Below are 12,823 nucleotides of genomic sequence, written 5' to 3' on the forward strand. Positions count from 1 at the left end.
TAAGAGGCTTATTAGCTTGTGGGATGAGCACACTGTTGACTATCGCCGGTGCGATCACTCAGTACCGTTAAGCCAGACCCGCTCACTGAGCGAACCACTTCGGTATAACAGCGATACTTAAAAATCTCTTGGGCAATACGACTCTGATAGGGCTCTAAATCMCCCGCCACGAGTTTTTGATTCACAGGTCCCAAAGAGAACTGGTTATTTAACAACGCCAAGCGCGCAACATTTTGTGTGCGCAGTGCCGGCTGTGCGCTCTGCACAAAACGATTGTTCTGCAAAAGCAGCTCACTTTCGGGGGCGTCTTGCTCATTGCGATAGCTGATCGCGTAGTCGTCGTTACCGCTGAAGGTGTTATCTCGTAACACCGCCGAAGTGAAGTTTTCAAGATTAAGGCCACTTTTGCCGTTGCGTGCAAGAATATTACCCTGCAACACTAGCGCCCCAGATTTACCAGGCTCACTCTCCGCCACTGTAATGGCGTGCCCTGCCGCGCCAGCGATTACACTATCGCGCACCACTAAACTCCCTGTCGAAGATAACCACTCGACACCATGCTTTGCCGCACGATCAAGACGGCAACTAGAGATAAACATATCACTGGATCCGGTAACCCGGATTAAACTGTTTACTGAGGCCGTATTAAACTGACTAGCATTAATAGCAACACGACTATCGGCGGCGTCTACACCGTAATGCCGATTATTATCAAACTCAGCCTGCTGAATCAATGCATCGGCCCCATTAAGATCAATCGCGCTGGTCATATCCGAAAACCGGCTGCTGCGCACCAAAAGTTGTGGAGCTGCGTCCGCTGTTGACTGATCTTTGCTTCTTGTTACGGTCACGCCACGACTCAAGTTCGCGTTATAACCCAAGCGGTCGAGATGAGAATCCAGCAGCCAGGTACGGCTACCGGCCCATGCAACCAAGAATGGTCGATAGTTTGGCACCGAGCTTGGAGCTCGATCGCCCTGCCAAACCGTTAAACGTGACGAATTGAGCTGAAAATCTCCACGATTAATTAAAGCCGTACCACTGTAAGCAGCCAAGTACAGAGTCGTATTCTCTACCGACAAACTCGCGCCAGGCAGTATTTGCAATGGGTAGCTAAGTAGAAAGCCATCTTTATGGGCGCGCAATATGGTTTCATTATTGACTGCCTTTGCCAGCTCACTCAGTGTGTAGTGCCCTTCGGTTAAGCTCAGAGCCCGCGGGTGATGTTGTTGATAGCCGGCAATAACCGAGAACAAGCCATTGTTGGCAAATGGCTCAAACGGCCAGCTACCTCGCTCTGAGGCATACATCGGGTCTATCGAAAATGTCCCGTTTTGATCACTGCCAATAGCCGACGCAAAGTCGAACTCGCAACAAAGCGGTTTATCAATCGAGGCCTGTACAGAACGGCTAAGCGCTTGCGAATCGATTACATGCCCGGCTGATTCGGCCAGTACCGCAGCCGGCCAAGCCAACAACAAAGACAAGCAACACCGCTTAGTGAAAACATTTAGTATTTGTGTCACAAACATCCTTAGGCGGTCGCGGTTAACTAGCTTGGTCGTCATTGAGCTACTCCCTGTTTTACAGCCACAATTTTCGGCTGGCCCGTAGCGCTAACAAGCACTGAAAACAAAGGTGCTATTAAGCCGCCTAGTTGGCTGTAGCCATCGACCTTACCATCACGTGCATTAAAGAGGGCTCGCGCTGCTTCATCAGAAGGATGTTGATGAAGATACGGAATTAGCCAGGCGAGCTTATAAGCTGGAACAGGGTCCTGTTTAGCAGTGAAAGTGTCGCTAACTTTTTTAGCTGACAACTCTGCGGCGCTCACAAAACGTACCATCGCCGCAAGTGTCTCCTCGTCTTTTGGGGTTAACAAATGCTCTGTATCATCAGCGTAATATGCCAACATAACCAGTGGATTAAGCGCATAATGCATGTAATTTAACGCGAGTTGCGAGCGCCCTATTTCGTTCGGCAGCCAGCCATACTTACCATCAGCCGAAAACTCCACCTGCCTCAGTGCACGAGCTAAAACAGCGTACGAATAATCGACATGACGGTTACTTTCTGTCGCCATCGAGGTGCTTAGCAAAGCCCACGCCGCCCAATAATCGTGATTATTAAAATACTTAAAGTTAGGGTCGAGCCTTGCTCTATAATCGTCGGAAACCCGATCTGCCAGCGCAATTAGCCAATCATTTTCTGCTTCTGTAAGCTGAAACTCCCCCCCACTCAGGGCCTTTAGCTTATAGGTGACCATAGAGATTGACGCCAACGTCCATTTACGTACCGCCACACCCGTTTTACTGGCATCTTTGCTCAGCAGCGCTCCGGCCTCCGCCCATGAGCCCAACGCGGCATGCACACAATCGAGCGCCAATCCGGCTTTAGCTGCAGATTCACGCACATAATAATCGGAAAAAACAACGAGTTGCTTACTGAACTTTTCGATCTGTGTTTTAACGGCCTTTGAATTATCGCTCAACGACGCCTTAAGCGTGGCTTTGTTGTTATCTGACTGAACGTACTTACTCTCAATTTGCAACGGGCCGGCATAAGGCTCGACGATAGGCTTGGGGCAGCTATCGTCGATTTTTTGCGGCGGCATCGGGCCGCTATCACCCGCCCACGAATTATCACTGTATGCGCCGCTAAGCAGTGCGAATAAAAATAATTTGCTCATGATAGTTTTTGAGCTCAGCCAGTGCATAGGGCGACCTCGACATCGATTTGTGTTTCGATCGACTGGGTAGGCTCAATAAAGACACTGAGAATATTGGCACCAGCTAAGTCTGGGTCGCGCGACAACTCGAGGTAATACTGCCCTCCATCGACAATGGCCGGACGCCGAAACCATACTTTATCGCGCTCACCGTTGTCATAGTAAGTAATGACGTAAAACTCTTTAAGAGATGAGTCAGAAACCCGCAAATCCAAGTAACCGGCTTGCCCGCGTAGGTCTCGCCAGTCACCAGCAGTATTGCTTAACACTTCATACCGCTGTTCTGGTTGCATCGCAGAAAAACTGGCCTGCTGCTGCAATACCGCATCAGCTTTGTCACAGGCACCGTCAACCGCGGGTATCAATTGGCGATATATTAACGGATCATCCAACGCATAACTCACCGGCAGCTCCCAAATAATAGCCTTTGGTGGGTTATCGGGGTCGTAATCAGGCGATTGCAGGTACTGAATCAATGAGCCATCCTGACCCGAGCCTTGCAAGGCATAATTTAGTATTTCAGCACCAATATAGTCCTGCAAGAAGCCCTGAAAATTATAGTTTTTCCGTTCATCTTCGCGCACTGCAGAGTTACTGGTTCCCACTAATATGAGTTGAGGTACTTCTGTGTTACCAAAAAGTGCATCGGCACCATCAAGGTCGGCAGGCGCGGTCTGATACCCTTGCACATACTGAATGCCAAAGTTGTTGCCGCACACATACTTAAGGGCAGTGTTCATCGTACCGTCTTTAGGCAAGATCAACCCTGTCTCTGTAACATAGGAGCGCTGCGGTAAATCCTCGTACCATGGTTGTTTACGCACCAGCTCAGCGACGATCTTTGCTGTCTCTCGCGCTCCGGCGGGCGTCCAGTGATGATCTCGACGAAAGAAGTACTCCTCTTCAGGCGGCTCATCGACTAGCGTCATGACATTGGGCACTACAGCTCCCGCCTGGCTTAATTGGATAAGATAATTTTGCATGTTTTGCCGAGCTAATACAGGGTCAAAACCGTACGGCTCATCGACGCGAACCTTATCCTTGTGCATAAGGCCACGAGTTGGCTGAACAGCCATAACCAGCGCGATCCCTTGTTGATTTAGACGCTCAACAAGGCGAGCAAACTCTGCGGGATAAGGCTCCGGCATACCAAAACTATTGGCGAGGTCAAAATCTGAACGAAACAGCCAACTACCTTTACCGACAACCACCTTGCTCATTGCCTTCATCGAGCCTTCGGCGTAGGTCTCATCCAGCTGCAATTCGGGGCACAATAAAGACTCCGAGCGAGCAGACGCTGTAGTCGCGACCAATATCAGCGCTGCTACGGCCTTTAGGCGCAAAAGTATCGTCATTTGCTTAAAAACGGTTTGCCGTAATGCCGGTGCGTACCACCTCTTTAGAGCCAGCATCATTAATTAACGGATACATCGACAGTGTTCGCTTTTGCCTGAGCGGTTAATTCACCCGCGTCGCCTTGCATAATCACATAACTGTAAGTTTGCCCTTTACGCAACAATATAGGCTCATAGTTTGCAACGGGTTGATCACCAGCATAAGCCGAAAATGGCATTTTCACCTCGTTGACTGCACGTACACCTGACTGACCCGGGGCAACCGCATCGATGATAACGTATTTTCCGTCACCGGTTTTTAACGCAAGCGGTTGCTGTGAAAAATTGTAAAACATTACCTGAGACTTTCGTGTGTCTTCTGGCAAAGCATCCACCAAAGGCACCAGCGACTTTCCGTCGTAGCTTAAGGTAATGCCAGATTTCGGCTTAAGCATCAGAGATTCTTTAAGACCATTAACCTCAACAGGGTAATCACCTTCTTTCAGAATCAAGTACCCCCCCATTTGTCGACCGCCGACAGACTGCGTCTTCCCGTCCACAATGAACGTCGCAGGCTGATCAGAAACGTTAGCGATCCGCACAAAAGCGGCGTCTTCTGGTATCGCATCACCATACAAGGCCGCATTCTCGTCAGCCACCGCGTGGTGCTGCAGAGCTGACAGGGCTACCACGCCAACAATTAATGGCATAAACAGCTTGTTCATCATATTTTTCATCACACATCCCTCATAAATTGAACAGTAAAACTATTTTTTTGGATCGGCCAGGCGCTCGAACTAAAATTGGTTTTTCAGTGCTTCCTGCCAAGACTCAACTCTCTCATCAGGCATTAACAACACTCGCACCGGGAACTCCCATATCACCGATGCGCTATCCGAAGCCGATAATTCGGATTCCATATATTCACTCATCGATACGAAAGGGCCTTTCTCCTTTAGCGAAAAAGACGTCACATCACGTGCTAACGACTGTTGCAAAAAACCGCGGAAATTCCAGGCTTCAATCTCGCTGTAACTGGTGCCGACTAAGTCGATAGACTGCTCAACATCACCGAACAATGCATCGGGTGAGTTTTCGTCAACGATAGGTACAGTCTCATAAACCGGGACTACTTCTGGTGCTCGAATACTCCCAGCCAGCCAATTACCAGCCAGTACAAAGTTAGTCAGATCGCCCTGGTAATCCGTCGTATCATGGGTAGCCGATTGGTACCGCTTGCCCTCTACCAAATCGGGAAACATCTGTGCAACTGCTTGCGCCGCCAAATTTGCTCCCGCAGGCGACCAGTGAGTATCACGAGCGAGATACAGGGGCGCACCAGATTTATTTTTAGCCTTGTAGTCATTGAACGTCAAATCTAGCGGAACCGCTTTGATATTTGAATTCTTTAGATCATCCAAGAATTTTTGATACAAACCGGATAGCCGCGCATCAAGTGGTCTCTTCAAGTGCTCGGGGTATATTGCCGCCTTTAGCGGAACTGGGACGATAATTAAGTCTCGCCCCGCAAGCTTCAGTTCATCATTGATCGATTTAATTTTCGCCAAATGACCGCTTAGGACCTCATCGAGCTTATTAGGTATCAGAAGCTCCTCATTCGAATAAAGCCAGTCATCGCGACCGACGACCACCCCACTCTCGCCCTCATTAAATAAAACGTAACGAATATCCGACCAAAAGCTAATCGACTTCGTCTTGAATGGCAGGTCACCGTCAAACCGTTGCTCAAACTTTCGCGACAGCTGGCCATCAAGGTACAGGCTAAGCGTCTCCTCCTCGGTGGAAGCAAATGTTACTAACTGTGGAATCGAGTAAACCATCATGACGACCAATAGACCGCAAAACAGGTACCCGTTCCAACGACTTGCATTTTTCATTACCGGATACATAGCGACTCCTAAAACTGAAAGTACAAAAAAGGAGAAAAGGAGTTGGCGGCCAATTTAGATACAGCCAATGCAAAACCTAGCCACAACAAGACGGCCTGCCAACCGGCTACGTTTTGCATAAGATAAGCACCCTTAGTACGCGCAAACCGCACGTTAATCCAACCGGCAATTACCAACCAAATCACGGAACAGGCGACAAACATCATGGCCATTGATGATGTGCCAATAACGTAAGCGTTTAACGAGCCGACCCCATCTAAACCCGACATTCCGCGGTAAATTGCCAGTGAATGACTAAGGCTGCCAGTCGTAAAGAACGGCATAATCATCAACAAAAATATTACCGTAATAATATTGCGAATTGCGTTGTAAGGTGACGATGGCGAAGTAACAAGATTAAACCGACGCTCCAACACCATTAGAATGGCAAACGACAGGCCGAAGCACACAAAAGACACGCTTGCGCCGTGCCATATGCCGGACAAGATCATCGTACAAAACAAGGCGACGTCGGGGCTCAACTTAACCGTTCTGACGAGAGGCCGATACACATAGTGCATAAGAAAGTTGGCCAAGGTTAAATGCCATCTACGCCAAAATTCAGATAAACTCTTCGCCAAAAATGGTTGATTAAAGTTCTCGGTGAACTTAAAGCCCATCATCATGCCGAGACCAATGGCCATATCGCTATAGCCTGAGAAGTCAAAATATAGCTGAATCAAAGATACCGCAGAACCAAACCAAGCATCTGCCATTTGCACGTCCGGGTTACTCAAAAACTGTTCACTTATAGGCGCAAGTGAATCAGCAATAAGTACTTTTTTGATAAAACCGAGCATGAACCGGCACACACCGAGAGAGAATAAATCCCAAGAGTGGTTGCGTTTCTTCAATTGCTTGTCGACATCCCGGTAGTGCAGAATTGGCCCGGCAATGAGCTGCGGAAACAAAGCAACAAATGCCGCAAAATCTATAAAGTTGTTTGCTTTTTCTGCTTCTTTTCGATAAATGTCGACAATGTAGCTAATCGCCTGGAATATGTAGAATGAAATACCCAGAGGAAGAATGATATGCTCTAAAGTAAAGGTGTTTAAACCAAAGCTCTCAAGCGCCGCTCCCAACACGTCCGCACCAAAATTGGCGTATTTAAAATAGCCCAAAGCCGCCAGATTACCTGAAACACCTACACACAGGATTCGAAAAGCTTTTTTCTTATCGCTGTCACGATGTTTGTTTATAAGATCGCCAAAAAAATAGTTCCAATATGTGACAGCTACAAATAGAAATAGAAAATCCGGGCGCCACCACGCGTAAAACAAATAGCTACCCGCTACGATGATAGCCGATCGCCATTGCGGCCGAGCTAAGTAGTAACATGCCAAGTACAACGGCAAGTACAAAAATAAAAAGATATTTGAGGTGAAAATCATGGCGAGGTTCCTCCTGCCTAAAAACTGATCTCAGTACTCAATAACACCTGGCCTTCCGAGTCTCGAGGCTTAATGGCGCTACCAGCATTGAAATATCCCAAATTAAACATTACACGCCAATCTAGACGGCGAGCACTCACCACTGTGGGGTACATATCCCACACATAATTTAAGTCGACCATCTGGCCGACGCTTCGCTCGTCGCATGAATCTGTCGTCCTTGTGCGAGTAATAGGCAACTGGCCGTCACGTGAGTGACAGTAAACATCAGAAACCATCACATCTAACCGCTGCCGTACTCTTGGCTCAAGCTCTAAGCGCACGCCATAGAAAAGCGCATTGCTCATTGTGAGTGCCACGAATGAGCCGGTCATTGCGGAGCTGTAAGTGCCTTCAACATTTATTCGATCAGTTTGGATTGCATTAAGGTAAAACCCATCTCCCTCACCTGTTGATTTATCGGTTGCTCCTACACGAAAAGCAACACGAGGGCTCCAGGCGACGGTACGAAAGTCCTTACCGACTTCACCCGCAAATGCCCAACCATTCATATCGTAATTTTCATTGTCACCACTAGGAGCCAGCTCACTAACATCGCCGGCAAGCCCGACAAACTCTAGGTGATAGTCGCTAATCACGCTATTTAGCAAATCCCGACCACTCAGAAAAAGCCCTGCACGGTAGGCGTCAATATCAAATCGGTCGTCTTCTTGCCACGGATCAGACTCGTCATTTTCGACCATAAATCTAACGCCAACTTTCTGCAGAGCGGAGAATTCGTAAGCGTATTCGCTCAGCAGGTAGACAATGGACTCCTCACGAGGGTCAAGTTCTTTAAGCTCCGTGTTGTAAGTATCAAATCGAGAGCCGAAAGCGACAAACCCCTGGCCCTTTTCGCCCTGCCAGCTTAGGTTCATCGACTCGATACTCGTGTCCCACCACAGTCCCAGTTCACTCGAGAAGCGCTGGCGTCCTAGTGTGAGCGTAAGCCCTTGTTGACCAAATAAACGGTTGCGGCGCACATAAAAATCGCGCCACTCAGCACTTTCACCCTCTGGGGTTGACTGCTCTCCCTCAAACACCGGGTTGGAGGCGCCGTTACTGCTGTAACTAAGCCAGATACGACTGTAAACCTCCCACTCTGGCCAGGTTTGATCGGAGCCAAACCAACTTAGTGCAGGTGCGTAGCGCAGTACACTAAAATCAGTCTCGTCACCGCCAATCGGATTAACACCTGGCCCATAGCCCACTTGTGCTGTTAGCTTGTGATGCAACCCCAAACCGCTACCTTGCTCACTTTGTAATAGTTCGACCTCTTGCGCACATACGAGCATAGGCGAAACCAATATCAGCGTCAGTAGCACACGCCCATAACTCATAGGGTCAACTCCATCTCAGCCATCAGCCTGTTACGCAGCTGAACAGCTTCCGCCCGCTCGATGCCGGTAAGCTCTTGATTTAAACGTTGCACCATATAACTCGCCTGTTTATCACCCAATTCACTGGCTACACTTGCGTAGCCGAATGCCTGAGCCTTATCGCGCACGACCGCAGGTGCACCGTTATATAAAGTCGCAAGACGATAAAACGCCTGAATATTTCGCTGTGTAATTAACTGCTGATAGATCGCGATAGCACGATCAGGGTTTGGCTCATCCAACCCGCCCATGGAATAAAGTTGAGCTTTAGCAAATTGCGCCTGCACTGGTTTGGTGGCAGCCAGAAGATCTAGCTCTTGCTCCGCGCGGGCCGGGTTTAAGATTCGCCACTGGTAGATCAAATGCGCCTGGGAAGCGAGATACAGCGCATCGCTTTCACTCTCGAGCTGGACTTTCTCAATTATCTCAAGTGCGGGCGGATAATCGTACGTTTGCGGACGTTCCATCATGTATTCAGCTTTTGCCATTAAACTGTAGTGGGATCCGGTATCGATCGCCGCATCAACCCAGCGCAAAATCACCGCATCTTTGTCCGTACTGGAGCTGCTCACCTCAAGCGCTAGCGCCTCTACTGAATCGGGTGAGTAATCGTCAATCCGCTCAACGTTTTTTTCCGCCAGCTCCACCAATTTGTCACGCCCAGATTCACCCCACATTGATGCCAACAAAGCCACCACACGAGGATCCGACTCCATCGCACTTTCGAACAGTGAAACCGCATCGCTTTGCTTTCCGGCGAGCAATAATTGCTGCGCCTCATAAGTAGCATAAAAACAATTCTCTACGCAGCCGCGTCGGTGCAACGACAACAGGCGATCAACGTCAGACGATGAAAAAAGCTCGGGATACATTAAATATATATCCAGCGTGCTCCTCACTGTTTGTGGCGACAGATCAACAGCGTATTGAGCTTGTGCAGCACGCAGAATATGCCCCACACGATCGTGAAAGTAGGGAACCTGATTACCCACCTGAGCGAGCCCCGCCAAAGCCGCTACGTCGCCTCTGCCGGCGTCAAATGCTTTTACATACCACTTTACCGAATCGGCCAGCTGAGAAAAGTTCGACGAACGTGACCATCGCTGCGCTAGCAACAATGCAGCCGATCGACTTCCGCGCTGCGCCAACAGCTCGAGCTCGTCGTCTACCTCAGCATCGGGATCGAGGTATAGCTGGTAAAGTACATTCTCCACACCCTGCTGGTAGGCGACGTTTGCATTGCTGCTCATCGACAAAAACAACAATATCGCCCATGCAAATCCCTTATACATCCCCGTTATCCCCAAGCAATTACCGACTGAAAGGCAGATCGCGATAGATCTCTACGGTAGCCGGCTTCATGTAATCCGTCATCGCAATAGCGCGCTCTGTCTTTAACACCAAATCAAGTGATTGCTCTTCGGTGTTGTACCGAGTAGACACAATTTCACCTTGGTAAGAATCAGCCTCTCCGTAGATGTGAATGGAAATACGCGACGACTGCTCTACACTTTGTGCGGCCTGATACGGAACACTAGCGCGAACAAATAACGGATCTGAGCGAGGAATTAGGTGAACGAGCTCGTCGCCTTTATAGGCGTAGCGATCATCTGTGCCACCTTGATAGACCACATCACAATCGCAAGGGCTGCTAACCACGGTTTCGATTAAACTGCGCCCCAGTAAGGTGGAGACTTCGGCATCGCTCAGATCAGAAAGCGCCTGAATATCGGCGGGAGTTGTAAAACTCGCCGCTAACTGAGCCGAGACAGTCGCAATAGGATCACCTTTTGCCACACTCGTCGTTCCCGCAGGGAGCATGTAAGTCACATAACCATTTTCAGGCATGCTGACACGATAGGCATTGGAGTCTACAAACGCTTGCGACGTCTGAACCTGAAAGAAGTACAAATACAATTTGTATACTAAAAGCGTCATAATAGCCAACCCAACCAACAAGTAGACAGACGTACCCATGATGGCCTTCGCGCGCGACTTCCAGTTACGGGTGTTATCTGCTTTGACTTTACGCTGTTTAATATAGTTTTCACGCTGCATCACCGTCAGTAAGCCATCGACTTCGACGATATCACCCGCTAAATATGAGGCCATCACGTGACGAATAATGTCGCGCTTAGTAGGCGCCAGATCGAGAAAAGACAACCCGATTATTTCTCCACGCTTTTTCACAACTTTGACGTCAACGTCAAGGTTAAGCGTGGCATTTGCCATACCGATAATTAGCTGCGCCTTGAACAACTGCCCCTCAAAGACAGGATCGTCACTGAGAACACCCATTCCACCGAGGGATAAGTCATGCACTTTGCACTCAATAACGCTTCCACTTCCGATCAGCATAACCTTAGCCGGAAAACGTGCACGCACATTCTGACGTTCATCAATTGCCTCATGAACGACTTTAGGCGCTACCTTAGGTTGCTGACTTGGATGAGCTATAGTGTTCATAAGGGTTTCCTCAATACGCTCCCTGTGAAAGATATATCAACACCGATACGGCGCCGAAGAAAATAGATGCCGAAGAAAACAGCATGATCTTTGATGAAATCATGTTGATCTGAGCATCGATGTTACTGCCTGACTTTTCTAATGTGGTTTTTTGACGCGTCCAGCTCTGCTGATTCATATGAAACAGCGCGTAAGCTTTCATGACGGAACCCGCCACTTGGTTGTAGTAGAGAACCATGGGGTACATCGGGTTAATCGCGTGCCCCGAGAAACCATAAGCTAATGTTGCCAGCGTTCGAGAGATAAGCACCCACAACACATACAACAACAAATATTGCGCCCCAAACAGAACCGATGCGATCACAGAGGCGACCAAACCAAGAAGGCAGGTCCACATCGAAACGCGCTGATCATAAAGTACATAGGAGGTAAACAATCCAAGTCGACGAACCCCTAGTAACTTAGTGGTGCGTAGATTTTGCCGCAGTGAGTTTCCGTACCAACGAAACATGAGCTGACGGGTCGCCTTAAAGAAGTTTTTCTCAGGCGGATGCTCTACCGTTAGTGTATTACTGTCGGGAACATAAAAAGTATCCCAACCCGATCGCATAAGACTAAACCATGAAGACTTATCGTCCCCGGTCAAAAACTGAAACCGGCCCAAGCGCCAGTGTTCAAGGTAATCGGATTCAACGTCTCGAATAAAATCTGGATCAATTAATACTTTACAGCGAAAAAATGATAACCGACCCGTCATGGTAAGCACGCGCTTAGACAGCGCCATAGAACACATATTGACATGGCGCTGGGCAAACCTCAGAGCATGCCACTGGCGCATGGTCTCACTACCCTCGACGACGCAATACTCGTTGGTTGTAATACCACCGACCGTAGGTAAGTACGGAAAAAACTTAACGGCGTTCGCCACGCATCCAGGTAGCAACTGCGTATCGCCGTCTACGACGCCAACCACAGCATCGTCATTCGGCATCTGCCGAGACAAAGCGCGAAACGCATGAGCCAAACCATCTCGTTTACCCGTGCCTCGCGCGCGAATAACAATCAACTTTACTCGCTCGGGATTACGCGTTTCTCGGCGGAGGATTTCTTTGATTAAAATCTCATCTGACTTTTCGACAATTGATACGATTATCGTAACAGGCACACCAACCCGCTCCGCCTCTTGAAACACGGAACGGTACACTTGGTAAGTCGTATGCGTTGGGATACGAAAGCTGGTGACAACCATAAACAGCTCGCTCGGCAAGGAGTCTTCTGCCATTTTGTCGGCCGCCGCACGCATACGAGGAAAACGCCAATACAAAAAGTACATTCCGCGACCAAAGTGCATCAAAGCGTTGCTATATCGCCACATTCCTATCACCCCTAACAGGAAGATAAACTGCTTGTGATGTGGATCGATATATTTTGGGTCTACCGCGCTGCTCATCAAGGCAATAGCACCAAAAAGCAACATCCACCCCATAAACTCGGCAGCAGTTAATGGCTTTTTGTGCTGATATTCGCCGACCATCTC

The 12,823-nt window shown here is 48.8% G+C and carries 10 protein-coding genes; all 10 read right to left on the bottom strand.

Features of this window, described 5'->3' with window-relative positions; translation table 11 throughout:
* Nucleotides 1–11: 11 nt before the first annotated feature.
* Genes SD69_RS15455 through SD69_RS15500 form a run of 10 tightly spaced genes read right to left on the bottom strand, consistent with a single transcriptional unit; the run spans nt 12 to nt 12,820 of the window.
* Nucleotides 12–1,568: a right-handed parallel beta-helix repeat-containing protein gene (locus SD69_RS15455; RefSeq protein ID WP_041523922.1), complete on the bottom strand. Its 1,557-nt coding sequence runs from the start codon at nt 1,566–1,568 to the stop codon at nt 12–14.
* Nucleotides 1,565–2,689, bottom strand: a complete 1,125-nt coding sequence (locus SD69_RS15460) for an alginate lyase family protein (RefSeq protein WP_232301223.1) — start codon at nt 2,687–2,689, stop codon at nt 1,565–1,567. Before SD69_RS15460 ends, SD69_RS15455 begins: the two co-directional genes overlap by 4 nt.
* Before the next feature lie 14 nt (nt 2,690–2,703).
* Nucleotides 2,704–4,083 (bottom strand): alginate O-acetyltransferase AlgX-related protein, encoded by a 1,380-nt coding sequence (locus SD69_RS15465; protein WP_041524916.1) that lies wholly within the window; start codon nt 4,081–4,083, stop codon nt 2,704–2,706.
* 59 nt (nt 4,084–4,142) lie between these two features.
* Nucleotides 4,143–4,799, bottom strand: a complete 657-nt coding sequence (locus SD69_RS15470) for an alginate O-acetyltransferase AlgF (protein ID WP_041523924.1) — start codon at nt 4,797–4,799, stop codon at nt 4,143–4,145.
* 60 nt (nt 4,800–4,859) lie between these two features.
* Nucleotides 4,860–5,972: an alginate O-acetyltransferase AlgX-related protein gene (locus SD69_RS15475; RefSeq protein ID WP_041523925.1), complete on the bottom strand. Its 1,113-nt coding sequence runs from the start codon at nt 5,970–5,972 to the stop codon at nt 4,860–4,862.
* Between the two features lie 8 nt (nt 5,973–5,980).
* Entirely contained in the window at nt 5,981–7,402 is a 1,422-nt protein-coding gene (locus tag SD69_RS15480; RefSeq protein WP_041523926.1) for an MBOAT family O-acyltransferase, read from the bottom strand.
* 17 nt (nt 7,403–7,419) lie between these two features.
* A complete protein-coding gene (locus SD69_RS15485) occupies nt 7,420–8,781 on the bottom strand; it encodes an alginate export family protein (protein WP_041523927.1) in 1,362 nt (453 codons plus the stop codon).
* Nucleotides 8,778–10,112: an SEL1-like repeat protein gene (locus tag SD69_RS15490; protein ID WP_041523928.1), complete on the bottom strand. Its 1,335-nt coding sequence runs from the start codon at nt 10,110–10,112 to the stop codon at nt 8,778–8,780. The genes SD69_RS15485 and SD69_RS15490 overlap by 4 nt, the downstream gene beginning before the upstream one ends.
* A gap of 19 nt (nt 10,113–10,131) precedes the next feature.
* Nucleotides 10,132–11,286 carry a PilZ domain-containing protein gene (locus tag SD69_RS15495; protein ID WP_041523929.1) on the bottom strand — a complete coding sequence of 385 codons (1,155 nt, stop codon included), beginning with the start codon at nt 11,284–11,286 and terminating at the stop codon, nt 10,132–10,134.
* A 10-nt stretch (nt 11,287–11,296) separates the two neighbouring features.
* On the bottom strand, nt 11,297–12,820 hold the full coding sequence (locus tag SD69_RS15500) for a glycosyltransferase (RefSeq protein WP_084591693.1): 1,524 nt from the start codon (nt 12,818–12,820) through the stop codon (nt 11,297–11,299).
* Between the last annotated feature and the right edge of the window lie 3 nt (nt 12,821–12,823).

It is taken from the genome of Gilvimarinus agarilyticus, assembly GCF_000832015.1.
In the GTDB taxonomy this organism is placed as follows: Bacteria; Pseudomonadota; Gammaproteobacteria; order Pseudomonadales; family Cellvibrionaceae; genus Gilvimarinus; species Gilvimarinus agarilyticus.